The sequence below is a fragment of the Prescottella sp. D32 genome (genome assembly GCF_037287305.1).
Lineage (GTDB): Bacteria > Actinomycetota > Actinomycetes > Mycobacteriales > Mycobacteriaceae > Prescottella > Prescottella equi.
The window spans coordinates 1,095,247-1,121,499 of the sequence record NZ_JARBSW010000001.1 but is presented as its reverse complement, the minus strand read 5'-3'; the positions used below and the strand labels follow the sequence as shown (position 1 = coordinate 1,121,499).

Annotated in this window: 25 protein-coding genes and 1 riboswitch; of the genes, 8 read left to right on the top strand and 17 right to left on the bottom strand. The window is 69.8% G+C overall.

The genetic code is table 11. The annotated features are described in order from the left end of the window. Positions 1–40: 40 nt before the first annotated feature. The 9 genes from PSS76_RS05060 to thiO form a co-directional block, all read right to left on the bottom strand. Positions 41–1,498, bottom strand: a complete 1,458-nt coding sequence (locus tag PSS76_RS05060; RefSeq protein WP_013417090.1) for a M28 family metallopeptidase — start codon at positions 1,496–1,498, stop codon at positions 41–43. A 32-nt stretch (positions 1,499–1,530) separates the two neighbouring features. Then, a complete protein-coding gene (locus PSS76_RS05055; RefSeq protein ID WP_337455940.1) occupies positions 1,531–2,349 on the bottom strand; it encodes a dienelactone hydrolase family protein in 819 nt (272 codons plus the stop codon). Between the two features lie 90 nt (positions 2,350–2,439). Continuing rightward, entirely contained in the window at positions 2,440–3,432 is a 993-nt protein-coding gene (locus PSS76_RS05050; protein WP_069855922.1) for a GlxA family transcriptional regulator, read from the bottom strand. Positions 3,433–3,515: 83 nt separating this feature from the next. Further along, the gene (locus PSS76_RS05045) at positions 3,516–4,268 is read right to left on the bottom strand and encodes an ABC transporter permease (RefSeq protein ID WP_005517885.1); all 753 of its coding nucleotides are present in this window, start codon (positions 4,266–4,268) and stop codon (positions 3,516–3,518) included. Further along, on the bottom strand, positions 4,265–5,230 hold the full coding sequence (locus tag PSS76_RS05040) for an ABC transporter ATP-binding protein (protein WP_005517884.1): 966 nt from the start codon (positions 5,228–5,230) through the stop codon (positions 4,265–4,267). The genes PSS76_RS05045 and PSS76_RS05040 overlap by 4 nt, the downstream gene beginning before the upstream one ends. Before the next feature lie 110 nt (positions 5,231–5,340). Next, complete coding sequence (locus PSS76_RS05035) at positions 5,341–5,880, bottom strand: pentapeptide repeat-containing protein (RefSeq protein ID WP_005517883.1); 540 nt, start codon at positions 5,878–5,880, stop codon at positions 5,341–5,343. A gap of 110 nt (positions 5,881–5,990) precedes the next feature. Further along, positions 5,991–6,740, bottom strand: coding sequence for a thiazole synthase (locus PSS76_RS05030; protein WP_013417095.1), 750 nt, complete (start codon positions 6,738–6,740; stop codon positions 5,991–5,993). Between the two features lies 1 nt (position 6,741). Continuing rightward, entirely contained in the window at positions 6,742–6,951 is a 210-nt protein-coding gene (gene thiS / locus PSS76_RS05025) for a sulfur carrier protein ThiS (RefSeq protein WP_005517880.1), read from the bottom strand. 11 nt (positions 6,952–6,962) lie between these two features. Then, positions 6,963–8,060 (bottom strand): glycine oxidase ThiO, encoded by a 1,098-nt coding sequence (thiO, locus tag PSS76_RS05020; protein ID WP_044991394.1) that lies wholly within the window; start codon positions 8,058–8,060, stop codon positions 6,963–6,965. Then, positions 8,029–8,140: riboswitch (TPP riboswitch) on the bottom strand. It overlaps the preceding gene by 32 nt. Positions 8,141–8,166: 26 nt before the next feature. Here thiO and thiE point away from each other — a divergent pair. Continuing rightward, positions 8,167–8,859 (top strand): thiamine phosphate synthase, encoded by a 693-nt coding sequence (gene thiE / locus PSS76_RS05015; RefSeq protein WP_005517878.1) that lies wholly within the window; start codon positions 8,167–8,169, stop codon positions 8,857–8,859. A gap of 6 nt (positions 8,860–8,865) precedes the next feature. Here thiE and PSS76_RS05010 read toward each other — a convergent pair whose 3' ends face one another. After that, complete coding sequence (locus PSS76_RS05010; RefSeq protein ID WP_013417097.1) at positions 8,866–9,300, bottom strand: hypothetical protein; 435 nt, start codon at positions 9,298–9,300, stop codon at positions 8,866–8,868. Positions 9,301–9,316: 16 nt separating this feature from the next. After that, on the bottom strand, positions 9,317–10,522 hold the full coding sequence (locus PSS76_RS05005) for a glycosyltransferase 87 family protein (RefSeq protein WP_022597713.1): 1,206 nt from the start codon (positions 10,520–10,522) through the stop codon (positions 9,317–9,319). 329 nt (positions 10,523–10,851) lie between these two features. Here PSS76_RS05005 and PSS76_RS05000 point away from each other — a divergent pair, with 329 nt between their 5' ends. Next, on the top strand, positions 10,852–11,253 hold the full coding sequence (locus PSS76_RS05000) for a phage holin family protein (protein WP_005517873.1): 402 nt from the start codon (positions 10,852–10,854) through the stop codon (positions 11,251–11,253). Positions 11,254–11,366: 113 nt separating this feature from the next. Here PSS76_RS05000 and PSS76_RS04995 read toward each other — a convergent pair whose 3' ends face one another. Beyond that, complete coding sequence (locus PSS76_RS04995; protein ID WP_005517872.1) at positions 11,367–11,879, bottom strand: winged helix-turn-helix transcriptional regulator; 513 nt, start codon at positions 11,877–11,879, stop codon at positions 11,367–11,369. Between the two features lie 57 nt (positions 11,880–11,936). Here PSS76_RS04995 and PSS76_RS04990 point away from each other — a divergent pair, with 57 nt between their 5' ends. Beyond that, a complete protein-coding gene (locus PSS76_RS04990) occupies positions 11,937–13,316 on the top strand; it encodes an MFS transporter (RefSeq protein ID WP_064077277.1) in 1,380 nt (459 codons plus the stop codon). A gap of 258 nt (positions 13,317–13,574) precedes the next feature. Continuing rightward, the gene (locus tag PSS76_RS04985) at positions 13,575–13,985 is read left to right on the top strand and encodes a pyridoxamine 5'-phosphate oxidase family protein (RefSeq protein ID WP_064077278.1); all 411 of its coding nucleotides are present in this window, start codon (positions 13,575–13,577) and stop codon (positions 13,983–13,985) included. Between the two features lie 9 nt (positions 13,986–13,994). On the opposite strand, the gene PSS76_RS04980 is transcribed toward PSS76_RS04985, so the two are convergent. After that, on the bottom strand, positions 13,995–14,834 hold the full coding sequence (locus PSS76_RS04980) for an NUDIX hydrolase (protein WP_013417102.1): 840 nt from the start codon (positions 14,832–14,834) through the stop codon (positions 13,995–13,997). Positions 14,835–14,999: 165 nt separating this feature from the next. Here PSS76_RS04980 and PSS76_RS04975 point away from each other — a divergent pair, with 165 nt between their 5' ends. Genes PSS76_RS04975 through PSS76_RS04965 form a run of 3 tightly spaced genes read left to right on the top strand, consistent with a single transcriptional unit; the run spans position 15,000 to position 19,610 of the window. Then, positions 15,000–16,358, top strand: coding sequence for a GlnX family signal transduction membrane protein (locus PSS76_RS04975; RefSeq protein ID WP_081184628.1), 1,359 nt, complete (start codon positions 15,000–15,002; stop codon positions 16,356–16,358). Further along, positions 16,355–17,338, top strand: coding sequence for a glutamate ABC transporter substrate-binding protein (locus PSS76_RS04970; protein ID WP_081184342.1), 984 nt, complete (start codon positions 16,355–16,357; stop codon positions 17,336–17,338). The genes PSS76_RS04975 and PSS76_RS04970 overlap by 4 nt, the downstream gene beginning before the upstream one ends. A 19-nt stretch (positions 17,339–17,357) precedes the next feature. Further along, positions 17,358–19,610: a serine/threonine-protein kinase gene (locus PSS76_RS04965; RefSeq protein WP_005517862.1), complete on the top strand. Its 2,253-nt coding sequence runs from the start codon at positions 17,358–17,360 to the stop codon at positions 19,608–19,610. A 228-nt stretch (positions 19,611–19,838) separates the two neighbouring features. On the opposite strand, the gene ctaD is transcribed toward PSS76_RS04965, so the two are convergent. The 3 genes from ctaD to pta form a co-directional block, all read right to left on the bottom strand. Next, a complete protein-coding gene (gene ctaD / locus PSS76_RS04960; protein ID WP_013417106.1) occupies positions 19,839–21,599 on the bottom strand; it encodes an aa3-type cytochrome oxidase subunit I in 1,761 nt (586 codons plus the stop codon). Between the two features lie 164 nt (positions 21,600–21,763). After that, entirely contained in the window at positions 21,764–22,954 is a 1,191-nt protein-coding gene (locus tag PSS76_RS04955) for an acetate/propionate family kinase (protein WP_064079320.1), read from the bottom strand. Next, on the bottom strand, positions 22,951–25,032 hold the full coding sequence (gene pta, locus PSS76_RS04950; RefSeq protein WP_064079321.1) for a phosphate acetyltransferase: 2,082 nt from the start codon (positions 25,030–25,032) through the stop codon (positions 22,951–22,953). Before pta ends, PSS76_RS04955 begins: the two co-directional genes overlap by 4 nt. A gap of 39 nt (positions 25,033–25,071) precedes the next feature. Here pta and PSS76_RS04945 point away from each other — a divergent pair, with 39 nt between their 5' ends. Then, a complete protein-coding gene (locus PSS76_RS04945; RefSeq protein WP_084968484.1) occupies positions 25,072–25,593 on the top strand; it encodes a nitroreductase/quinone reductase family protein in 522 nt (173 codons plus the stop codon). Positions 25,594–25,620: 27 nt separating this feature from the next. Here PSS76_RS04945 and PSS76_RS04940 read toward each other — a convergent pair whose 3' ends face one another. Next, positions 25,621–26,223: a suppressor of fused domain protein gene (locus PSS76_RS04940; protein ID WP_084968485.1), complete on the bottom strand. Its 603-nt coding sequence runs from the start codon at positions 26,221–26,223 to the stop codon at positions 25,621–25,623. Between the last annotated feature and the right edge of the window lie 30 nt (positions 26,224–26,253).

Genomic DNA, 26,253 nt, shown 5'->3' with positions numbered 1-26,253 from the left:
GTCGTCTCGCAGAACTGCCGCGTGACGCCGGTTTCGGCGGCTACTTCCCCACATCGGCCCGCGCCGCGCTCCGGGCGTCACCCGCCGGCGGCACCCCGTTCACGCCGTCGGTCGACTGCGCGTAATGCCCGATGCCGTACCCGATCGCTTGCGCATTGAGCGCCAGCGCGGTGCGGTCGATGTTGCCGACGGTGTCCTGCGCGGTGTGGTAATTCGGGTCCAGCATCGCGTCGGCCTCACCACCCCACTGCTGCGCCTGAGCTGGTGTCTTCTTCTCCTCGGCACCGGTGAACAGGCCGCCCGCCGGGATCCCGGCCGCGATGAACGGGCCGTAGTCCGAGCGCCCGTCGAAGTCCGTTCCCCCTGGCGTCACCCCCAACTGCAACACGATCGCTGCGAACGTGCGCTCGATCCCGGCCGACCCCTCCGGCCCCGGCCCTTCGCCCACGTTGTCGGAGTTGTCGCCGTCGTACACGAAGTAGCCGGCGTTGGGCGAGCCCACCATGTCGAAGTTGAGGTACAGCGCGATGTCGGCGCGGGCCGCGTCGTCGAGGCCCTCGACGTATGCCGTCGACCCGTTGAGCCCCTCCTCCTCGGCACCCCAGAAGGCGAACCGCACCGCGTTCGCCGTGTCCGGCCTCGCGCCGAGCTGCCGGGCCGTCTCGAGCAGCGACGCGACACCCGAGCCGTCGTCGTTGATGCCGGGGCCGTCCGGCACCGAGTCCAGGTGCGCGCCCGCCATCACCACGTTGCCGGAATCGCCGGTCTTGGTCTGCGCAATCACGTTGCGGGACTTGACCGTTTCGACGGTGGTGTCGAGCGTGAGGGTCACGTCTCCACCCTGTCGCAGCGCGACGCCGTCGGCCTTGCTGATGCCGCCGGTGGGGATTCGCGCGTCCGCCTTCGCCCCCAGCGTGCCGCCGGGTAGGCCTTCGTCCTCGTTGTCGGCGACGAGCACGGCCACCGCGCCCCGGTCGGCCGCGACCTGCTGCTTCTGCGCGAAGGGGCAGACGCCGCGATCCACCAGCACCACCGCACCCGTGACGTCCAGGCCGTCGTAGTCGGTGGCCTCGCAGCCCGGGGTCTCGTCCGACGGCGCCGGCACCAACCGGGCGGTGAGCCCGCCCTGCGGTGTCGCCGGCGAGTACGTGAGCGCCTCGACCGGCACGTCGCGGCCGGCGAACGCGAGCGTCTGGGTATGCGCGTCGAATCGGTCGACGTCGAATTCCGGTGTGTCGACGTCGAATCCGGCGCCCTCGAGCTGTCCGACCACGTAGTCGACGCTCGCGTCGTAGCCGGGGGTGCCGACGGAGCGGTTGCCGCCGTTCGCGTCCGCGATCCGCTGCAGTTGCTCGAGATCGCCCATCACCGCGTCGGCGTCGATCGCCGCGGCCAGGCCCGGCCCGTCCACGGGTGGGCCACCCTCGTCGGGATCGCTGCATCCCGCGAGCAGCAGCGCACCGGACAGACCCGCGACCAACCCCACCCTCACCCGCATGCGGGCAGAGTACCCCGATCGGAACCGGCTCCTCAGTCCCTCAGCCGCATGGCGAGGAAGGAGAGGATCTCGTCCCGCGCCGCGACGGTGGGCTGGCCGGCCTCGTCGATCAGGTGCGCCGTGACGACGCTGTGCGGGCTCGCGATGACGTGCTCGAAGAACGGCGACGTCTCCGGATTGGCGGCACTGTCGGGCAGCACCCGCGCCTCGAACCGGTCGCCGAGCGCCCGCTCGTACGCCGCGAACCGCTGTGCGCGGCAGAACTTGTCGCCCTGGAACCGGTAGGCCAGCACCGTCAGGTCGTCCTTCTCGAGACGTTTGCGCACCGATGCGAGTTCCTCCGGGCCGCTGTCGATTCCGTCCGGATCGTCGAGCGGCAGCGACGGTTGCGAGAGCACCGGCGCCAGCATCGCGGGCTCGAGCATCATCGACAGCGCGAAGTTGCCCGTGAAACACATGCCGATCGCCCCGACGCCCGGTCCGCCGCACTCGCCGTGCGCGCGGCGGGCGAGCGCACGCAACCACGCGACGGCCGGGGTGGTGCCGTCGGCGCCGAGCGCCCGGAACTCCGCGCTCACACACGCCCGGCGGAGCACCGCGACCCCCTCCTCGACGCCGGGCACAGCGCCGTCCCGGCCGAACAGCGAAGGCAGGTACACGGTGAAGCCGGCGTCACGCACCCACCGCCCGAACCGCGCGACGTGCGGGCTGATCCCCGGCATCTCCGGCATGACGATCACCGCCGGTCCGCTGCCCGCGACGTAGACGGTCTTGGTGACGCCGTTCTCCTCGATGCTGCGGCGCTCGAAGTCGTCGAGCGGATCGTCCTCGTGCAGGCTGCGTTGGGGCACTTGTGTCCTCCGTGACCGATCGATGGTGGTTCGGTCAGTCTGTCCGCGTCCCGGCACGACGGGGAGAGGCGACATCGCCACCCATAGCGGCTACATCGCCACGGAGCTCGCCTCGCCATGGAACTTCCGGCGGTAGTCGGCCGGATTCATCCCCACCTGCTCGACGAACAAGCGCCGGAACGTGCCGGCATCCCGGTACCCGACGCGCTCGACGACACGGGCCAGCGGCAGATCCGTGGTCTCGAGCAGGTTCCGCGCCGCCCGCACCCGGGCCCGGCGGAGGAAGTCGAGCGGCGACTCCCCGGTCTCGGCCCGGAAGCGCCGCAACAGCGTCCGGGTGCTCACGTGGAACGCGCCGGCGAGGCGCCCCAGTTCGTAGGGTTCGGCCAGGTGCTCCACGAGCCACGCCGCCACCTGGTCCGCGAACGGCCCGCGGGCCGACGGCAACATGGCGTCGACGACGTACGGGGCCTGACTCGTTCGGTTCTCGGCCACCAGCGTGATCCGCGCCGTGGCGCGCGCGACGTCGTCGCCGAGGTGTTCCCGGACCAGTGCGGTCGCAAGGTCCAGCGCGGCACTGAAGGCGGCCGTCGTCGTGATCGTCCCGTCGGTGACGATCAGCGCCTCGGGGCACACGGTCGTCCGCGGGTAGCGCCGGGCCAGGCGCGACGCGAACAGCCACGACGTGGTCGCCCGCCGTCCGGCCAGCAGATCGGCCTCGCCCAGCAGGAACGCGCCCACACACACCGACGCGATCCGGGTGCCTCGCTCCGCCGCCGCCCGCAGGAACGTCGTCTCCCGCTGCAGAGAACCCAGTCGCGCCGCGACATCCTCGGACGGCACGAGTTCGAAGCCGGGGACGATCAGACGATCGAACCGGTGGTGCCAGCGCTTCGCGCCGACCGGAAAGCCGCCGGCCGCCGCAACGGGTTCGGCAGACGCCGCGATCACCGACACCCGGAAGGGATCCTCGGTGGCCGCACCCGTCTCCCGCGCAACACGATTGGCGATGCGGAGCAGATCGGTGAACACGAAGATCTCCGCCGCCAGACAGCCCTCGTAGGCCAACACTCCGATCCGCATCGCGGCACCCTCCCGTCGTCCGGGCCGAAGATAGCCGAAGCGCCCGGCCGAAAGAATTCGGCCGGGCGCTTCGAGAGCGGTACTCAGGCGTCGCGCTTGTTCACCACGAACAGGCTCGCACCGAACACGATCGCGACGAACGCCGCGAAGTAGAGCAGGCCGCCCCACGGACCCCAGTGGAAATCGAACCCGCCACCGTTGCCGAGGAAGTAGTTCACGTTGTTGAACGGACCGAACTCGCCGACGTACTTGCCCACCTTGGGGATGATCGTCGCGAGGCTCTCGATCACCAGCGGCCACAGCAGCAGCAGCGAGATGGCACCCGCCGACTGACGGATCAGCGTGCCGACGCCCACGGCCAGCACGGCCAGGAGCGCGTAGTAGATCGGGATACCGAACAGTTCCCGGGCATTGTCACCGCTGCCCATCGACAGCGTCTCACCCGACGTCGCCTGCGCCACGAAGAACGACGCCAGGGCGATGACCAGACCGAGGACCGCCGCAATCGCCGCCAGCAACGCTGCCTTCCCGCCGATCACCTGGGTGCGGCGCGGGATGGCCTGGAACGTGGTGCGGATGACGCCGAACCGGTACTCGGTGGTGACCGCCAGCGCCGACATGATCATCACGAGCATGGCGCCGAACTGGGCGGCACCCGCCTGCGTGTAGGCGACGGTGAACTCGCCCATCGAGTTGTCGCCCGACGACACCAGCGACTTGTAGGCCACGCCCATAATCGCCGCGAACCCGACGCTGACCACAACGGCGATGAGGCTGCACCACATCGGCGACTTGGTGGACGTGAGCTTGATGCGCTCGGCATTCAACACGCTCATCGGAGCGCACCTCCCATGTTCTGCGCGGCGTCGGCCGGCTGACCGCCGATCTGCGCCTGGTACTGCACGTCGTGGCCGGTGAGCTTCATGAACGCTTCCTCGAGCGAGCCCTGCTTCGACGCCAGCTCGTGCAGCACGATGCCGTTCGCACCGGCGAGGGCGCCCACGTCGTCCGTGCGCACACCCGCGACCAGCAGCGCCGGCTGATGATCGGTGCCCGGGTCCTCCTGGACCGAGAAACCCTGCGCGGTGAGCACGCTGCGCAGCGCGTCGAGCTGCGGGCTGCGCACCCGCACCGACGCACCCGAGGCGCGGTCGACGAAATCCTTGACGCTGGTGTCGGCGATGAGGCGACCGCGGCCGATCACCACGAGATGCTCGGCGGTCTGCGCCATCTCCGACAGCAGATGGCTCGAGACGAGGACCGTGCGGCCCTCGGCGGCCAGGCTCTGCATGAACTTTCGGATCCAGACGATGCCCTCGGGGTCGAGGCCGTTGACCGGCTCGTCGAACAGCAGCACCTTGGGGTCACCCAGCAGCGCGCCGGCCAGACCGAGCCGCTGCGACATACCGAGCGAGAAGCCTCCGGCCTTCTTGCCGGCAACCTCGCTCAGGCCCACCAGACGCAGCACCTCGTCGACGCGCGACATCGGCAGCGAGTTGGCCGCGGCCATCCACTGCAGGTGCGCCTTCGCGGAGCGGTTGGGGTGCACCCACTTGGCGTCGAGCAGCGCGCCGACGGTCCGCAACGGCTGCTTGAGCTCGTGGTACGGCACACCCTCGACCAGTGCGGTTCCCGACGTCGGGGTGTCGAGTCCGAGGATCATTCGCATGGTCGTCGACTTGCCGGCACCGTTCGGGCCGAGGAAGCCGGTGACGATTCCCGGCTTCACGGAGAACGTGAGATCGTCCACCGCTCTCGTCGACCCGTAGGTCTTCGTCAGTCCCCTCACTTCAATCATGGGGACCACTCTGCCCGAAACGCCCCTGCCTGCGCATCGGTCCCGGGTCTACTCGCGTGTCATACCCAGGGATGACGCGCACCCCGAGGCGTGTGGGGGATCACCCGGAGTCAGGCCCGGACGGCGCCGTCCGGCATCGTCACGTCGGTCAGGTCCGCGCCGCTGACGTCGGCTGTGCCGAGCCGGGCCCCGGTGAGATCGGCGTGCGCGAGGTACGCGCCGGTGAGCCGCGCCCCCGTCAGATCGGCGTCCTCGAGGTGGGCGCCGGTCATGTATGCGCCCGACAGGTCCGCGCCGGTCAGGTTGGCGTGTGCCAGATACGTCGACGTCAGGAACGACAGCGTGAGCACTGCCCCGTTGAGTTTGGCGTTGGTGAGATACGCCTTGCTGAAGTCCGCGTCCGCGGCCACGGCCCCCGAGAGGTTCGCGCCGTTGAGGTTGGCGCCGCCGAGTTCCGCGAACGTCAGGTCCGCCCCGGAGAGATCGGTGCCCTCCATGTTGGCGCCCGTGAGGTTGGCCCCGGCCAAGTCGGCACCCGACAGATCGAGACCGTGAAGGTCGGGCGCATCGGGCAACTGATCGCGTCGGGCGTTCCACGCCACGACATCCGAGCGGAGCAAATCCAGAAGGTCGGTACTCAACGTCGTCATGGCATGCCCTCCAGGCACTCGAACCAACGGAGCAAGTTGCTGTCGAGCCTAGCCTGAATCCGCGCCGGGCCAGGGATTTCGATCAACCCGTGACCCGCGGCGCGCCGCAACTACATCGGCGACGACGCCTGCGCCCAGAACCGCTTGGGGATACGTCCGGCATGCCGGGCCTCGTAACCGGCCGTGACCGCACCGCGCATCGCCGACGCCATGAGCGCCGGATCCTTCGCCCGGGTGACCGCCGTCGCGAGCAGCACCGCGTCGCAGCCCAGTTCCATCGCGAGCGTCGCATCGCTCGCGGTACCGATGCCGGCGTCGAGGATGACGGGGACGTTCGCGGCGTCGACGATCATCTCGATGTTGTGCGGGTTCGAGATGCCCAGACCGGTGCCGATCGGTGAACCCAGTGGCATCACCGCCGCGCAACCGACGTCCTCGAGGCGCTTCGCGAGCACCGGGTCGTCGGTGGTGTACGGCAGCACCGTGAAGCCGTCGTCCACCAACTGCTCTGCGGCGCTGACCAATTCGATCGCGTCGGGCAGCAGGGTGCGCTCGTCGGCGATCACCTCGAGTTTCACCCAGTCGGTTTCGAGGGCCTCCCGTGCGAGCTGCGCGGTGAGCACGGCCTCCGCGGCGCCGCGGCATCCGGCGGTGTTCGGCAGCGGCGCGATGTCGAGACGGCGGAGCAGATCGAGCACGCCGGTGCCGCCCGCGGCGTCGACGCGTCGCATCGCCACGGTGGTCAGTTCGGTACCGGACGCCACCAGCGCCTCCTCGAGAACCGCGAGATTCGCGGCGCCCCCGGTGCCCATGATCAGGCGCGAGCCGAACGTGCGGTCGGCGATCGTCAGCTTGCCCATGTCAGCCACCCTGCACCGCCGTGAGGATCTCGATCTCCCAGCCGCGGCCGACCGATTCGGTCCACCGGCCGCGCGGGAACACCGCACCGTCCACCGCGACGGCGATGCCGCGCTGCGGCAACTCCAGCCGCTCGAGCAACTCCGTCACCGTCAGCGGCCCGTCGAACTCGCGGTCCTCACCGTTGACGGTGATCCCGATCAACTCACTCATCCAAACCTCACTCAAACCTTCGCGGGTGAAAATCGTTCGGCGGTGGCGCTTTCCGCCTCCGCCAAGGGGTTGCCGTCCAAGATCGCGACCGTCGCGTCCGCGGTGACCGGGGTCATCAGGATCCCGTTGCGGCCGTGCCCGGTCGCCAGCACGACGCGGTCCGACACGCGTCCGATGATCGGCAGGTTGTCCGGACTCATCGGACGGAGACCCGCTTTCGCCTCGTACAGCTCGTACTCGCCGATCGCGGGCATCAGCGCCTCGGCGTCGGCGATGAGGTCGCGCACACCCGCGACGGTGACCTGGGTGTCGTGACCCGACTCGTACTGCGTTGCGCCGACGACGATTCCGTCGGCGCGCGGCACGAGGTACGACGGCCGCCCGTGCACACTGCCGCGGATGGTGCGCAGCGGTGCCGGCGTCACGCCCGGCCGGGCCCGCAGCCGCAGGATCTCCCCCTTCACCGGGCGTACCGGCAGGTGGGGCCACAGCTGCGCCGAGTTCGATCCCGCCGCCAGCACCACCTGGTCGGTGGTGAGCTCGCCGAGATCCGTGACCGCCTGCTCGATCAGCTCGACGCCGGCTTCGGCCACCGCCGTCCGCAGCGCGGCCACCAACAGCCGGTTGTCGACGGCCAGTTCGGTGGGTGCCTGCAGCGCCAGCCGGATCCCGCGCCCCAGCGACGGCTCGAGCTCGCGGATCTGCGCGCGGTTCAGGATGCGCAGCTCGTGGCCCTGCTCGGCCACCCAGTCGGCGATGGTGTGCAGGTCCGCGGCGTCGGCGGCGTCGAGTGCGACGGTGAGCGAGTCGTCGGAGGTGAACAACTCGACGTCCGCCAGGCGCCCGAGTTCGGCGCCGAAGTCCGGCCACCGCCGTAGCGACGCCGCACCGAGTGCGAGCGCCTTCTCCTCACCGGGCCAGCCCTCCGACAGCGGCGCCAGCATCCCGCCGGCCACCCACGACGCACCGCTCCCCGGCGCCGGGTCGTACAACGTCACCGCCCAGCCGCTCTGCGCGGCACGCCACGCGATCGACAGGCCGATCACTCCGCCTCCCACGACGGAAACCGATCGGGTCACTTCTCTCCACCTCACTCCCTGCGCCGGCATGATCCGGGTCAGGTATGACGGTCGGGGCCGGCAGGCCCCCTCTCAGCCCCGTATCCGTCGGGACTCCCGTGTTGATTCGTCCGCGGTACAGACTACCGTTCCAGGTGTGCATGCTTCCCAGTCCGTCAAGCACCTCACACCGCGCGAACGTCTCGCCGACGCGCGGCTGTACCTGTGCACCGACGCCCGCCGCGACAAGGGCGATCTGGCCCAGTTCGTCGACGCCGCGCTCGCCGGTGGCGTCGACATCGTCCAGCTCCGCGACAAGGGCTCGGCCGGCGAGCGCGAGTTCGGGCCGATGGAGGTCAAGGAGGAGCTCGCCGCGCTCGCGGTGATCGGGGCCGCGGCCCGCCGCCACGGCGCGTTGCTCGCCGTCAACGACCGCGCCGACGTCGCGCTCGCCGCCGGAGCCGACGTCCTGCACCTGGGCCAGAACGACCTGCCGGTGCACTACGCACGGCAGATCGTCGGACCCGACGTCGTCATCGGCCGCTCCACGAACAACCGCGCGCAGGCCAGCCTCGCCGCGATCGAAGAGGACGTCGACTACTTCTGCACCGGTCCGGTGTGGGCCACCCCCACCAAGCCGGGCCGGGCCGCGTCGGGCATCGAACTGGTTCGCAGCACCGCCGAGGCGCAGCCGTCGCGCCCGTGGTTCGCGATCGGTGGCGTCGACCACGAGCGGCTGCCGGAGATTCTCGAGGCCGGGGCCACCCGCATCGTCGTGGTCCGCGCCATCACCGCGGCCGACGACCCGAAGGCCGCCGCGCGGGCACTGTCCGACGCCCTGCGCGGCTGACCGCCGTCAGCAGCTGCCGGAGATCCCGGACTGCACCGACTGCTCGATGAGCTCACGGGCCTCGGCCGGCACGTCCTCCCACGTCGCGGTCGCCGGATCGAGCGTCGGCTCACCGGCCGCCACCGCCTGCTGGTTGTACGCCGCCACCACGGTGCCGCCGTTCGCCTTCAGCATGTCGAGGAACTCGGCGCCCTTCGCATCCCGGTCGAACGGCTGCCCGGTGCTCTCGGCCTGCTGCTGCGTCGCGTCGAGGTAGGCCACCACCTGCGCGCACATCACCGAGACCGCGGTCTCCTGGGCGTCGGCGCCGGCCTCGGCCGTGATGGTGGTCTCGCCCGCGTCGTTCTTGGTGTCCTTCGGGTCCGAGTCGCCACCGTCACTGCAGCCGGTGAGGACCAGCAGGGCGACGGGGACGGCGGCGATCAGATGTCGAATGCGCATGCCCCGAATGGTGGCATCACACCGGTTCGGGCGCGCGCACGGGTGCCGGCTTCTCGAGCGCGGGGCCGGGTGTACCGCGGAAGGCGATGACCGCCGCCGCGGCGAGAACAGCCACGTAGACCAGCAGATAGATGTTCATGAGGACGTCCGTGATCGTCCACCACGGCGGGAACAGGAACAGCCCCACCACCACGTTGTCCTCCTCCCAGCGGTAGGGCCACGCGCCCGCCGCGAGGTAGACGACCGCGGCCGCGAGCCACCACCACCGGTTGGTGGTCGCCCGGTGCACGATGTAGACGAGCAGCGGAACGAACCACACCCAGTGGTGGCTCCACGAGAACGGTGAGACCGCGGCCGCGGTGAGTCCGGCGACGGTCACCGCCAGCAGCGCCTCGTTCTTCCGATGCAACCGGACGACGATCCACATGCTCACCACGACCGCGCACCCCGCCAGCGCCAGCCACAGCGCCACCGGGGCGGGGTCGCCACCGAGGTGCGCGATCACTCCGCGGATCGACTGGTTCGACGGGTGCGAGTCCTCCGCGATGCGAGTGGACTCGAAGAACGTCTCCGTCCAGTACTGCAACGAGTCGTCGGGCAGTATCAGCCAGCTGACGGCGACCGTGGCAGCGCCGGTGCCGACCGCGACGACGGCAGCACGCCACTTCCGCAGGACCAGGTAGTAGAGGACGAAGTAGGCCGGCGTGAGCTTGATGCCCGCCGCGACTCCCACGCCGATGCCCTTGAGCCGGCTCGCGTCGCCGCGCGAGGCGTCCCACAGCACCAACGCCATGAGCACCAGGTTGATCTGCCCGTAGAACAGCGTGGTCCGAACCGGTTCGAGGAACGTGCACGACGCGGCCAGCAGCGCCGACATCCCGACGACGTACGGCGTGATGCGGTAGCCGAGCATGCGCCAGCACAACGCCACGATCGCGACCAGCAGCGCGACGTTGGCCGCCATCCACAGGTACTTGTCGACCCCGCCGGGAAGCAATCCGAAAGGCAGGAACATCAACGTCGAGAACGGCGTGTAGGTGTAGAGCAGGCCGTGGATCACAGGCTCGGTGTACAGCGGAAGATCCGCCATCACGTGGCGGGCGCCGTCGCGGTACACGTCGAGGTCGGCGCCACCCGCGAACAGTCCGATCTTGGGCATCCACGGGGACACAGTCGTGAAGAGCAGCACGACGGATGTCACAGCCCAGAGCGCGAGGATCACCGAAGTCCCTGTCCGACGCGGCATCTCGCGTCCGCGGACAAGAATGTTCCTCAGCACGGCCAGCCCTCCCGATCGCGGTCCCACCCCAGAACCCTCGCAGCCTCGATACCCAGCCTAAGCAATTTCACCGATTCGGACGAACCGGGAACCCACTCACCGAGACCGCTGCCCGGGCGTCGTGGGCGCACCGGTCGCACGTTACCGGCCGCTGCGCAACACGGCCGGAATCGCACCTGCACGTCCGCGGGCGCCCCGCTGGTTAGACTCCGCCGAGGCCGATCCGATTCCCCGAGATCGCGCCGCCGCGGTCGACACGAAAGGCCCCGAACATGATTCGTTTCCTCATCCGGACGGCGATCTTCCTCGGGTCGGCGGCGATCGGAATCCTGGCTGCCGTGTGGCTGCTGCCGGACGTGCACGTCACCGCCACCGGGTTCGTCCTCGCCGCCATCGTCTTCGCGGTCGCGCAGAGCCTGCTGTCGCCGTTCATCACCAAGGTCGCGGCACGCAACGCTCCCGCCTTCCTCGGCGGCATCGGCCTGGTCTCGACGTTCGTCGCGCTCGTCATCGCGTCGCTCGTGACCGGACTGTCGATCACCGGATGGCGCACCTGGATCCTCGCGTCGCTCGTCGTGTGGCTCGTCACCGCCCTCGCGACGGTGCTGCTGCCGATGTTCCTCCTCAAGGACGAGATCGCCGACCGCAAGGCGAAGAAGGACGCCGGCGCCTGACGCACCCCTCCACCCCCCTTCCTCTCCCCGCGCCCCTCTCCCCGCGTTTTGCGCACTTATCGCGGAATTCGGGGCCCCGCGGGCGCGATAAGTGCGCAAAACGCGGGAGGGTGTCAGGTGCGTCGCATGGCCCGGCGGGCCTGTTCCTCGGTGAAGTGCGGGACGACGCGGATCTCCTCGAGCGGCACCTGACGCCCCGATGCGCTGCGCACCTCGACGCGGACCGGCTCGCCGTTCGTGTCGTCGGCGAGGTCGAGCGGACCGCCCCCCTCCCCCTGCAGATACCGATCGCCCCACTGCATCAGCGCGAGCACCGCCGGCAGCAGGTCGCGCCCCTTGTCGGTGAGCACGTACTCGTGGCGGGTGCGCTGACCCGGCTCCTTGTAGGGCCGGCGCTCGAACAGTCCTTCGGCGGTCAGCTCCCGTAGCCGTGCCGCCGCGACGGCCTCGGTGATCCCGACTCGCTCGGCGAAGTGATCGAAGCGGGTGGTCCCGTAGTACGCCTCGCGCAGGATCAGCATCGCCGACCGCGTCCCCACCACGTCCATCGCCTTGCCGATCGAGCACTGAGTGGGACGCCACGCGTCCCGGTCCGCGAGAAACCCGTCGAGTCGTGCTGCCTCCATGTCCCCAGGCTACGCGCTGACTTGTCAAATCCATAGCCAGGGTCCACACTCCTGGCTATGCAAAAGCAAAGTCAGAAGTTCGGGGCGGTGCTGGCCGTCCTCGCCGGAGCTCCGTTCGTCGCCAACCTCGACCTCTTCGTCGTCAACGTCGCCCTCGACGACATCGCCGCCGACTACTCGGGAACGCCGCTCTCCCACCTGAGCTGGGTACTGAGCGGCTACGCGATCGTCTATGCGGCCCTGTTGATTCCGGCCGGACGTTGGGCCGACCGGGTGGGACGACGTCGCGCCTTCCTCGTCGGCCTCGCGCTGTTCACCGTCGCGAGCGCGGCGTGCGCCCTCGCACCGTCGCTGTGGACGCTGGTCGCGTTCCGCCTCGTCCAGGCCGCAGGCGCCGCGATACTGACGCCGGCCAGTCTCGGACTCGTCATCGCGGCGCTGCCCGAGGCACGCCGCGCGCTCGGTGTCCGCCTGTGGGCCGCGACCGGAGCCGCCGCGGCCGCGCTGGGACCGGTGCTGGGCGGCCTGCTGGTGGCCGCGTCGTGGCGATGGATCTTCCTGATCAACGTTCCGATCGGCGTGATCCTGCTGTGGACGGCTGCGCGTACCGTCCCCGAGTCGAGAGATCCGAATCCCGCACCCGTCGACGGCGCGGGCGCGGTCCTGCTCGCCTTCGGCGTCGGCGCGGTCTCGCTCGCGCTGGTGCAGGGCCCAGAATGGGGTTGGACCCACGCCGCCACGCTCGCCGCCGCGATCCTCGGCGTCCTCGCCCTCGCCTGGTTCGCCCGACGCACGATGCGCCACGACAGCCCACTGCTCGATCCCGCGCTGCTGCGCGTGCGCCCGTTCGCATGGTCCAACGTCACCGCGATCGCGTTCAGCGCGTCGTTCGCCGCGGGACTGCTCGCGAACATCCTGTGGATGCAGAACCAGTGGGGCTACTCGGCCCTGCGCACCGGTCTGGCCGTCGCGCCCGGACCGATGCTGGTCCCGCTGTTCGCGGTGATCGGACAACTGCTGAGCCGTCGGATTCCGTCCGGGACCGTGGCCGCGCTCGGCAGCGCGCTGTGGGGCGCGGGGATCGTCCTCGTGCTCGCCGGCGTCGACGCCACCCCCAACTACGCGGCGGGGATGCTGCCGGGGTGGATCGTCGGGGGCGCGGGCGTCGGGCTGGCGCTGCCGACCATCCTCGCGACGGCCGCTGCGACCCTGCCGCCCGCTCTCGGCGCGACCGGCAGCGCTGTGGTCAACACGGCTCGCCAACTCGGAAGCGTCCTCGGCATCGCAATTCTCGTCGCCCTCCTGGCCTCGTCCGGATTCACCGCGGCGTGGTGGGCGGTCGCGGCTCTCGCCGCCGTCGGCGCGGTCACCGCTCTCGGCATGTCACCCCGCGCCGCCGAGCGGCCGAGCACCCCTCCCGCCGTTACGGCGCACTAGCTTTCGTTCTCCCCCGCGTTTTGCGCACTTATCGCGAAGATCGGGGCCACCCGAACGCGATAAGTGCGCAAAACGCGGGGGGGGTGGGAGGCGGGGTGCGGGGGTGGGAGGCGGCGGGTAGTCGGCGGGGTGAGCAGGGGTGGGCGGGACGGGCAGAGGTGAACGGCCGTGCAGCGCACGTCACACCACCGGCGTCTGGCACGAGCGTCCGGCAAGGAGCAGAGTCGGAGGTGACACTCACCGAGGATCGGAGGAGACATGCCGGACCGGACCGCACCTGTCACGACACTGACCGAACAGGAATGCCTGGACCTGCTGGCCACCGAGCGCCTCGGACGACTGATCGTGGTCGCCGGCGACCGACCGGACGTCTACCCCGTCAACTACGTGGTCCACGACGGCAAGATCTACTTCCGGTCCGCCGAGGGCGACAAGCTCACCGAACTCACCCTCCGGCCGATGACGACGTTCCAGGTGGACCACGCCGACGCGACGTCCGGGTGGAGCGTCGTGATCCGCGGCATCGCGCGCACCCTCGTCCGGTTCGACGAGATCAACGACGCCGAGGAACTGGACCTGCAGTCCTGGGTACCGACCGAGAAGTTCAATTTCGTGGAGATCCGGCCGACGGAGAGCCACGGGCGGCGATTCGTCCTCGACCGAGGCTGACCCGGGCGATCAGTCCAGCCAGCCCAGCACGGTCGACGGCGACAGCGCCAGCACCGACGTCGGCAGTCGGCCGCGCAGCCCGCGGTCGGCCGTCACCACCGCGGTGAGTGTGTCGCCGTCGGACGCCAGCCGGGCCAGCTCGTCGTCGCCGCTGCCGGTGGCGGCATGCACCGGCACCCGGACGTCGGCGTGGTCGACGGCGCGGGCCTGGCCTTCGAGCACCGCCTCGATCCGCGGCAGCCAGCCGAATCCGCCGCCGGGCAGTTCGACGGTGCGCGGGAGTACCTGGGCGATCCGGTCCAGCAGTTCACCGGTCGCGCCCGCGCGGTCCCGCCACCACCCGGTCGGTCGTGAACCCAGGACGTTGGCGGTGTCGAGGAGGACGCGGATCTCGTTGGTGCGCAGACTCGGCCACGCGGCCGCGAATCCCGGGTGCAGCGGCATGTGCTCGACGTCCGCCTCCGGCACCCAGCGCAGCTCTGTGCTCTCCCCGTTGGGCACGAGGGCCAGGGTCTTCTCGGCGTCGGCGACCACCGTCGTGTAGGTCCAGCCGCCGTCGACGTTGGCGGTGACCCGTTCGGTCCGGACGCGGACCGCGCCGGTGTCGATCCCGGTCTCCTCCTGTGCCTCGCGGACCGCCGCGTGGATCGTCGTCTCGTGGCTGTCGCGGGCACCGCCCGGAAGCGCCCACGTCCCGCCCTGGTGGCTCCACGCGGCGCGGTGCTGCAGCAGGACCGCCGGTGAACCGTCCTCGAGCGGGGCGCGCAGGAGCAGACCCGCCGCGCCGTGCCGGCCCCAATGCCGCACCCCGTCGGGCGTCGTCGCCCAGCCGTCTCCGTCACCGCGCATGGAGTACCTCTCACCTGCCCTGTCCGCCGAGCCGCTCACCTGTCCCCACAGTATTCCCCGCGGCATCCGAAAACGGCGGAACATCCCCGCGGTGCTGCTTATATGCTCGAAACTGCGGAACGGCGAACCACACCGGACGGCGAACCGAGGTACCAGCCCGTGGCAATGCCGGAAACGACGACGGCAAACGAAGGCGAGGCGACGCCCACCACCACCGCTCGCAGGATCTGGAGCGGCCTGGCGACCAACGGCGCCGGCACTCGTCCGCGCCAGATGACCGGGCACGACCTGCTGCGTTCCACGCCCGCGCGGCTCCTCGCGATCGGGGTGGCGCTGCTGCTCGGCACGCTGGCGGTCGGGTTGATCGCGTCGATGGCCGCGGGCGGCCGCAAGCAGAGCATCGACACCCTGCTGTCGACGACCGAGCCGCTGGCCCGGTCGTCGCAGAATCTGTACGCGTCGCTGTCGGTGGCCGACGCCTCCGCTGCCACCGCGTTCCTGTCCGGCGGTGTCGAACCCAGCGAGGCCCGCGACCGGTACGCGCAGGCGATCGGCACCGCGTCGGCCGAGATGGTCGCGACATCGGACGGGCTGCCGGGCGACGACCCGAGCCGACGGCTGCTCACCGAGATCGCGACGAAGCTACCGGTGTACACGGGACTCGTGGAGACCGCGCGCACGAACAACCGGGTCGGCAATCCGGTCGGCACCGCCTACCTCGCCGAGGCGTCGGCGTTGATGCAGACGGACATCCTCCCGGCCGCGCAGGCGCTGCACACCGAGCGCTCCGCGGCGGCCCTCGCCCCCCAGGCCGGGTTCGGCCGCCCGCCGTGGCTCGCGATCGGTCTGCTCGTCGCGCTCATCGTGGGGCTGGGCGCCACGCAGGTCGTGCTGTCGAGACGGACCAGACGCACGCTCAATCCCGGCCTGCTGTTCACGACGGCGGCGATGGTGGCCCTGCTGGTGTGGATGCTGATCGCCGGCATCATCTCCGCGACCAGCGCGCACCGCGCGATCCGGGACGGCTCGGAGCCGCTGTCGACGTTCGCGACCGCCCGCATCCTCGCCCAGCAGGCGCGCACGCAGGAGATTCTGCAGTTGGTGCGCCGCGAGGAGAAGGAGGAACACGCGCGACTGTACGAGGACGACACCGCGGAACTGCAGCAACTGCTGGGCAGCTACACGGGCACCGTGGGCCGCGACGACGTCGACCAGGCGTCGCAGGCGATGGACAACTGGACCACGTCCCATCGGACGATGCTCGACGCGCTCTCGACCGGCGACTGGACGGCGGCCGCGATGACGACCATCGGGTCCGATCCGGAGTCGTCGGCGGCGCAGTTCGACGCCGTCGACGCCGCGCTGGCTTCGGGGGCGGACACCGCGCGGGAGGAACTGCGGGAGGACGTGGCGACGTCGTCCCGGGTGCTGTCCGCGCTGGGGCCGGGCGCCGCGATCCTCACCGCCCTGGCGGTGGTGGGCATCCCGGTGGGTCTGTGGCCCAGGCTGAGGGAGTACCAGTGACCCCCACGACGGCCACCACCCGGACGGTCGTCGCGGCGATCGGAATCACGGCGACGTTGGCCGCCGGATGTTCCTCCCCGCCGGAGCCGTACACGGTGCCGCCGACCGAGACCTACAGCCTGGCCCCGTTGCCGCAGGGCGCCACCGCCGTCGCGTCCACCGCCCTGCCCCCGCCCGTCCAGTGCGGCGATCCCACCGCGAGCCTGCGACCCTTCCCGGCCGGGCAGATCCCCGACAGCGCCTCGCTCGACGCGATCCGACAGCGCGGCCGATTGGTCGTCGGCCTCGACACCGGCAGCAATCTCCTCAGTTTCCGCAACCCGACGACCGACGAGATCGAGGGATTCGACGTCGACATCGCGCGGGAGATCGCCCGCGATCTGCTCGGCAGCCCGGACAAGGTGGAGTTCCGCGTTCTCAACTACGCCGAGCGCGAGCAGGCCCTCGAGGACGGCCGCGTCGACATCGTCGCCAAGACGATGGCGATCACGTGCGAACGACGGCAGCGGATCGACTTCTCGACGGTGTACTACGACGCCCACCAACGCATCCTGGTGATGGCCGGATCACCGGTCCGGGACGTCTCGGATCTGGCGGGGCGCCGCGTCTGCGTCGGCGAGGGCACGACGTCGCTCGAGCGGGTCGAACGCCAGCAACCGGACGCCGCGGTGGTGACCGTGCCCATGTGGTCCGACTGCCTGGTGATGCTGCAGCAGAACCAGGTCGACGCCATCAGCACCGACGACACGTTGCTGCTGGGCCTGGCCACGCAGGATCCCCACTCGCGCATCGTCGGCCCGAACATGGGCGACGAGCGCTACGGCATCGGGGTGGCGCAAGGCAACGAGGACCTGGTCCGGTTCGTGAACGGCACGCTGGAAAGGATCCGCCGGGACGGCACGTGGGAGAAGATCTACGACAGATGGCTCTCCGAACTGGGTCCGCCTCCGGGCCCGCCCCCGGCCACCTACCGGGACTGACGTGGCAGAAGAACGGAGGATGATGCCGGGAGAGATTGCCGGAGAAGGCAATACCGACGATTCGGGTGAGATCGCCCAGACTCGCGCAGCGCCGCCGCCCGACGACGAACCGATGCCGACCCGCGAGAGCATCCCCACGACGGGCCGGCGGGCACGGACGCAACGCACCCGCACGCTGTCGCGGCGTCGCCTGGCCGACGGGTTGGTCGAGGTCCCGCCGGTTCCCGAACGCGATCCGCAGGACGCCGTCCTCACCGATCCGCATGTGCCCGAGCGCAAGAGGTTCTGCTGGAGATGCAGCAAGCCGGTGGGCCGGACCACCGAGGCGGGACCGGGATCCCCGTCCGGCATCTGCCCGCACTGCGGCGCCCGGTACGAGTTCTCTCCCCTGCTCTCCCCCGGCCAGCTGGTCGCCGGGCAGTACGAGGTCCAGGGCTGCATCGCGCACGGCGGCCTGGGCTGGATCTACCTGGCGATCGACCGCAACGTCGACAACCGCTGGGTGGTGCTGAAAGGACTGTTGCAGCTGGGCGACGCCGAGGCGCAGGCCGTCGCGGCCGCCGAACGCCAGATCCTCGCCGAGGTGCAGCACCCCAGCATCGTCAAGATCTACAACTTCGTCGAGTACCACAAGGAGGGGCATCCCCCGGCCGGATATCTCGTCATGGAGTACGTCGGCGGCAACTCGCTGCGCGACATCCTGAAGACGTGCCGGCCGGACCGCCTGCCCCTCGAACAGGCGATCGCCTACATTCTCGAGATCCTTCCGGCGCTCGAATACCTCCACTCACTCGGCTTGGCGTACAACGACCTCAAGCCGGACAACGTCATGGTCACCGACGAGCAGGTCAAGCTCATCGACCTCGGCGCCGTCGCCCCACTCGAGAGCTACGGATACCTTTACGGCACACCCGGTTTCCAGGCCCCCGAGATCACCGAGACCGGCCCCACGGTCGCGTCCGACATCTACACCGTAGGTCGTACCCTCGCTGCCCTCACGCTCGATCTCCCGTCGGAGGACGGCCGCTACGTCGACGGCCTCCCCACCCCCGAACAGGCGCCGCTGCTCGCCGAGAACGAGTCGTACCGGCGACTGTTGTTGCGCGCCATCGAGCCCGATCCGGATCGCCGCTTCCGGTCCGCGTCCGAACTGGCGGCTCAGCTCACCGGGGTGCTGCACGAGATCGTCTCGCGGGATTCCGAACGTGAACACCCGTACCTGTCCACCGTGTTCGGGCGCCAGCGCGCAACATTCGGTGCCGACGAATTCGTGGAACAGACCGACGTGTTCGCCGACGGCGTCGAGCGGGAACGGAAGCTGAACCCGCGCAACGTCGCCCAGTCGCTCGCCGTCCCGCTCGTCGACACCGACGATCCGGGCGCCGCCCTGGTCAACGCGACGGCGCACAGCGATCCCCAGCTCATGCTCGACGTCCTCGACCGCGCGCGGGACAGCCCGGAGCGGGGCGTTCCCGATTCGCTGGAGTTGAAGCTCGCAGAGATCCGCGCACACCTGGATCTCGGTGACGCGGGCAAGGCGCGGCAACTGCTGCGAGCGTTGGCGCCGGCGTATCCCTTCGAGTGGCGGATCGACTGGTACCGCGGCATCGCCGCGCTGCTGTCCGACGAGTTGACCACCGCGTACGCGTCTTTCGATGCGGTCTATTCGGCGATGCCGGGCGAGGTCTCCCCCAAACTGGCGCTCGCCGCCACCGCGGAACTGCTGCTCGAACACCACAGCGAGAGCGGCACCGACCGCTGGCGGCTACCGTCCCGCGAGTACTACCGCACGGTGTGGCGGATCGACCGCAACGTCGTCACCGCGGCGTTCGGGCTGGCCCGCCGATTGGCTGCGGACGGTGACGTGAACGCGGCCGTCACCGCCCTCGACCAGGTTCCGCCCGGTTCACGCAACTACGGCGCCGCCCGAATGACCGCGGTTCTGACGTACCTGTCGGTCCGGCCCATCGGCGCGATCGACGAGGCGACGCTCCGCGAGTCGGCCCGTCGGGTCGAGGCTCTGCCCCGCACCGAGATCCGCGGCCCGCAGATGCGCACCGTGGTGCTCGGTACCGCGCTCGAGTGGATCCTGTCGGGGAACACCCCCACAACCGCACACGAGCCGCTGCTCGGTGTGCCGTTCACCGAGCGCGGCCTGCGTGCGGGTACCGAAGCCTCCCTACGAGCGATGGCGCGGAGCGCCCCTACACCCACTCACCGCTATACGCTCGTCGACCTGGCGAACGCGGTGCGCCCGCAGAGCCTGTTCTGAGTGCCCCCGGGGTCGAACTGGTGTGGTTGCGGCCCTCCTGGATCCGCGAGCCCAGCCAGGCCAGTGCAGCGAGGATCACGACGACGGCGACAGGGACCGACACCACGAGCGGGGTGGCCAGCGCGACCGCCACGGTGAGCAGCGGCGCCAACAGCCGGCGCGGCTCGGGCCGGATCTCGGGCGCCGAGTCGAGCATCCAGTTCCGGGACCTGTTGCCGTCGTCCATCGTCAGGCCCTCGTTTCGGTGAGTTCCGCGGCTGTGGACTTTCCGCCCTTGTCCTTGCCGTGGCCGAGTCCGACGTGCGCCTCGTCGCGCATGCGCTCGACCATGTGCGGGTAGTGCAGCTCGAACGCCGGACGCTCCGAACGGATCCGGGGCAGCTCGGTGAAGTTGTGCCGCGGCGGCGGGCAACTGGTGGCCCACTCGAGCGAGTTGCCGTAACCCCACGGATCGTCGACCTCGACGACAGGCCCGTAACGGTAGCTCTTGAAGACGTTCCACAGGAACGGCAGCGTCGACGCACCGAGGATGAACGAGCCGACCGTGGAGATCGTGTTCAGCGTGGTGAAGCCGTCGGTGGGCAGGTAGTCGGCGTAGCGACGCGGCATGCCCGACGCGCCCAGCCAGTGCTGGACCAGGAAGGTGGTGTGGAAACCGATCAGCGTGGTCCAGAAGTGAATTTTCGCGAGACGCTCGTCCATCATGCGGCCGGTCATCTTCGGGAACCAGAAGTAGATGCCCGCGTAGGTGGCGAACACGATGGTGCCGAAGAGCACGTAGTGGAAGTGCGCAACCACGAAATACGTGTCGGTGACGTGGAAGTCGAGCGGCGGGCTCGCGAGCAGCACACCGGAGAGGCCACCGAAGAGGAAGGTCACGAGGAAGCCGACCGAGAACAGCATCGGCGACTCGAACGTCAACTGCCCCCGCCACAGGGTTCCGATCCAGTTGAAGAACTTCACACCGGTCGGGACCGCGATGAGGAACGTCATGAAGGAGAAGAACGGCAGCAGCACGGCGCCGGTGGCGTACATGTGGTGTGCCCACACCGCGATCGACAGGGCCGCGATACCCATGGTGGCGTAGACCAGGCCGCTGTAGCCGAAGATCGGCTTACGCGCGAAGACCGGGAAGATCTCCGAGACGATGCCGAAGAACGGCAGCGCGATGACGTACACCTCGGGGTGGCCGAAGAACCAGAACAGGTGCTGCCACAACATCACTCCGCCCGTGGCCGGGTCGAACAGGTGCGCACCCAGATTCCGGTCCACCCACAGGCCGATCAGCGCGGCGGCCAGCAGCGGGAACACCAGCAGGATCAGCAGTGACGTGATGAAGATGTTCCACACGAAGATCGGCATCCGGAACATGGTCATACCGGGGGCGCGCAGGCACACGATGGTGGTGATGAAGTTGACCGCACCGAGGATCGTGCCGACGCCGCCGAGCGCCAGGCCGATGATCCACAGGTCCGCGCCGACGCCCGGGCTGTGCACGCCGTTCGACAGCGGCACGTACGCCGTCCAGCCGAAGTCCGCGGCGCCGCCGGGGGTGATGAAGCCGGCCGTCGCGATCAGTCCTCCGAAGAGGTAGAACCAGTAGCTCAGCGCGTTGAGCCGCGGGAAGCTCACGTCCGGCGCGCCGATCTGCAGCGGGACGATGTAGTTGGCGAAGCCGAACACGACCGGGGTCGCGTACAGCAGCAGCATGATCGTGCCGTGCATCGTGAACAGCTGGTTGAACTGCTCGTTCGAGAGGAACTGCATCCCCGGCACCGCGAGCTCGGTACGCATCAGCAGCGCCATCAGGCCACCGATGAGGAAGAACGCGAACGCCGTGACCAGGTACATGATCCCGAGCACCTTGGGGTCGGTGGTCGTGATCATCTTGTAGATGAACGAACCTTTCGACCCGGTGCGGGCAGGGGCCGGTCGCGACGCCGTCAGCGTTCGGGGTGGAGACAGTTCGATCTCGGGGTTGGCAACCATGCTGACATGGTCGGACGTCCGAGGGTTCCGTCACGAGGGCCTAAGGTCCCGACAGTTCCCGCCGACGGACACCAATTCTCCCGACCTCGGCGCGGGCCGGGCCGCGATGTGCTCGCCGTCCGCGGGCTCGGGCACCTGGGGCTCGGGCACCTGGCCCGCTCACCTCACGCGAGTGCCACCGCTTTGCGCGCGATCGCGAGTTCCTCGTCGGTGGGGATGACGAGCACCTCGACCGCGGAGTCCTCCGCGCTGATCCGTCGCTCGCCTCGCTGCGGCGACTCGTTGCGAGTGTCGTCGACCACAATACCCAGACGGCCCAGTCCCGCAAGGGCATCGCGCCGGACGTCGACGTTGTTCTCCCCGACCCCACCGGTGAACGTGATGACGTCGACGCCACCGAGTTCGACGAGATACGCGCCGATGTACCGGCGCAGCCGGTGCACGTACACGTCGTATGCGAGCTTCGCGTCCGGGCTGCCGTCCGCGACCATCTTCAGCACCGACCGGAAGTCGTTCTCACCGCAGAGTCCCTTCAACCCGGAGTGCCGGTTGAGCAGGTCGTCGATCTCGTCCACCGTCATGCCCGCATTCCGGTTGAGGTACAGCAGGATTCCCGGATCGAGGTCGCCGCTGCGGGTTCCCATCACCAGGCCCTCGAGCGGTGTCATGCCCATCGAGGTGTCGATCGCCCGGCCGCCACGGATGGCCGACGCCGACGCCCCGTTGCCCAAATGCAGGACGATCTGGTTCAGGTCCGCGAGGTCGCGGCCGAGGAACGCTGCGGTCCGGCCGCTCACGTACTCGTGCGAGGTTCCGTGGAACCCGTAGCGGCGCACCCGATTCGCGCGCGCCACTTCCGCGTCGATCGCGTAGGTCGCCGCGGCCTCGGGCAGCGTGTGGAAGAACGCCGTGTCGAACACCGCGACGTGCGGGACGTCGGGCAGTTGAGCCATCGCCACCTCGATGCCCACGACGTTCGGCGGGTTGTGCAGTGGCGCCAGCGTCGACAGTCGGCGCAGTTCACGCAGGACGCCGTCGTCGACGATCGTCGGTTCGTGGAACACCGCACCCCCGTGGACGACACGGTGCCCGACGGCCACGATGCCGCGCTCGCGCAGCGGCGGCCCGGTCTCGGCGATCACGTCCTCGGCCGCGTGCAGGCCGGCCGTGTGGTCGGCGATGCGCAGTTCGCGGTCGACCTCCCCACCCGGGTAGCGGTACACGATGCGGCCGGCCGACTCACCGATCCGTTCCACCAGGCCGGTGCCGACCGATTCGCCCGCGACCGGGTGCACCAGCTGGAACTTGATCGACGAAGAACCCGAGTTGATTACCAGCACAACGGGTTCGGTCACGACAGTTCCTCCTGCGCCTGGATCGCGGTGATCGCGACGGTGTTGACGATGTCCTGGACCAACGCGCCGCGCGACAGGTCGTTCACCGGCTTGTTCAGTCCCTGCAGCACCGGTCCCACCGCCACCGCGCCGGCGCTGCGCTGCACGGCCTTGTAGGTGTTGTTGCCGGTGTTGAGATCCGGGAACACGAACACCGTGGCCCGGCCGGCCACCTCCGAGCCCGGCAGTTTCGCGTCGGCCACCGACGGCTCCACCGCCGCGTCGTACTGAATGGGACCCTCCACCAGCAGGTCCGGGCGCCGCTCGCGAACGAGTGCGGTCGCGGTGCGCACCTTGTCGACGTCGACTCCCGATCCGGAGTCCCCCGTCGAGTACGACAGCATCGCCACGCGGGGGTCGATCCCGAAGCGGGCGGCCGTCGCAGCCGACGAGATCGCGATGTCCGCGAGCTGCTCCGCCGTCGGATCGGGCACGACGGCGCAGTCGCCGTAGGCGAGGACCCGGTCCGACAGGCACATGAGGAAGATGCTCGACACCGTCGACACTCCCGGCTGGGTCTTGATGATCTCGAGCGCCGGACGGATGGTGTGCGCCGTGGTGTGCGCCGCACCGGACACCATGCCGTCGGCAACCCCCCTGTGCACCATCATGGTTCCGAAGTACGAGATGTCGGTCATGATCTCTCGGGCCCGGTCGACGGTCATGCCCTTGTGCGCCCGCAGCTCCGCGTACTCGGCGGCGAAGTCCGTCACGTGGTCGGATCGGGCGGGGTCGAGCACCTCCGCCGTCGAGAGATCGACCCCGAGTTCGGCGGCACGGCCGCGGACCTTGGCCTCGTCACCGAGAATCGTCAGGTCCACCACCTGGCGGCGGAGCAGACGCCCGGCGGCCCGCAGGATGCGGTCGTCCGATCCTTCCGGCAACACGATGTGCTTGCGGTCCGCGCGGGCGCGGTCGATCAGCTGGTACTCGAACATCTGCGGTGTCGTGACCGACGGGATCTGCAGGCGCAGGCGCTCGATCAGCGTCGGGGCGTCCACCCGGCGCTCCACCAGGCTCAGCGCGGTGTCCACCTTGCGCAGCGAGCCCACGGCGACCCTGCCGCGTGTCTGCGCCGCCGTGTGTGCGGTGTCGAAGGTCCCCATCTCCGTACTCAGGATCGGCAGCCGCGGCTTGAGCCCCGCCATGAGTTTCGCGATGGCCGGGTGCGGGGCGATCCCGCCGTTCATGATGATCCCGGCGAGAGACGGAAATCCTTCGGCATCATGCGCGTTCATCATCGAGAGCAGAACGTCGGACCGGTCACCGGGCACGATCACGACGGCGCCCTCGACGAGCCGCTCGAGGATGTGCTCGGCGGTCATGCCGCCCACCATCACCTTCAGCGCCTCCCGCTGCAGCAGCGCCGTGTCACCGCTGTACAGCTCGCCGTCGACGGCGTCCAGCAGTTCGGCCATCGTCGGCGCCACCAGCAGCGGGATCTCCGGCAGGCTCCACGCCGGTACCCCCAGTGGCTCGAGGGCCGTCGCGTACTCGTCGAGCAACTCCGGCGCGCACCGGTTCGCGACGATCGCCACGAGGTGCGCGTGCTGCGAAGCCAGTTCCACCGCACACATCTGCGCCAGCTGCCGCACCTCGTCGGGGCTGCGGTGCAGGCCGCGCAGGGTCAGCAGTACCGGGGCCTCGAGGTTCGCGGCGATGCGCGCGTTGTAGCCGAGTTCGCTGGGGCTCGCGACGTCGGTGTAGTCGCTGCCGACGACCACCACCGCGTCGCACTCGGCGGCCACCTCGTGGTAGCGCGAGACGATGTCGCTCAGGGCGCCGTCCGGATCGGCGTGCACCTGCTCGTACGTCACGCCGAGGCACTGTTCGTAGCTCAGATCGGCCGTCGTGTGCTCGATCAGAAGTTCCAGGATGTGGTCCGTCTGGTCGGCAGCGCGCGCGATGGGACGGAACACTCCCACCCGCGCCGTCGACGCGCACAGCATCTGCAACACCCCCAGCGCCACCGTCGACTTGCCCGTGTCTCCCTCCGGGGAGGCGATGTAGACGCTCGACACCGTGCCCGAAACAGCCATGAGCGACAGCCTAGTGAGGATCGCGCATAATCGGCGTCCATGAACGACATGGTCAGTGATTCGGCCTTCCCGGACGTCCGGTGGGGCTCGGACACCAGCTTCCTGCGCCGGCCCGCGACGGCCTTCGCCGCGACCCGGCTGGGGTCGTGGACCATCCGCTCCCTCGCCGGGGTGGACCGGCGGCTGCTCACGCGCAGCAAGGGCCGCTTCACCGTCCTCGGGCCGATCGGGGCGCCCACCGTGCTGCTCAACACCGTCGGCCGCAAGTCCGGGCAACGCCGCACCAGCCCGCTGCTCTACGTCCGCGACACCGACCGACTGGTCGTCGTCGGCAGCAATTTCGGGCAGCAGCACCACCCGGCGTGGACGTCGAACCTGCTCGCGCAGCCCGAGGCCAGTGTGACCATGGCCGGACGCGAGATCCCCGTCCTGGCCACGCCGGTGACCGGCGCCGAGAAGGACCGGCTGTACCGGCGGTTCGTCGAACTGGCCGGCGCCTACGCCGTCTACCGGGGCCGCACCGATCGCGACCTCCGGATGTTCGTACTCACGCGCCGCTGAGCAGCGCCGCTGTGTGGCTGTGTGAGGTCAGACCACCGACGGGCGGTCGATGTCGGAGACGTCCGCGCCCGCGGCTTCGAGTCGCTCGAACAGTTCGTCGGTGCTGTACTTCGAGGCGAACTGCAGCTCGGAGTCGGTGATCGGCACGGCCTGCAGCCACGTGGTCACGTCCTCCTCGCGGTCGACGAGGATCTCGAGCGTGCCCCAGATGAACGGCACGACGAGCAGCACGTGCCGGGTGGACCGACCGGGATCCGCCGCGTGAACGGCGTTGGGAACGATGGTGTTCGGGGTGACGTGCAGCGATCCGGACGCCACCTGGAACGCGCACTGCGCCAGCACGTCGGACAGCAGCCGGTAGTCGGCGCGGCCGACGGTGATCAGTTCGGTGCGGATCGGACGGCCGTCGTCGGTCGTGACGTTGGTCGGGAAGCGCACCATGTCGAGCGTCGCGTACGACGCGTAGCCCGGGCCGGGGCAGCCGTCGCCGACCGCGATCGACACCTCCGCCGGCTCCTCGCCGTCGCCGTCCGGATCGACGGTTGCCCGGAACCGCAACACCTGCGGCGACACACCGAAGACCTCACCGATTCGGTGTGCCGCCGCCCGGACTTCTTCACTCGCTTCCATGGGAACGAGCCTAGAGGCCGCTCCCGGCGG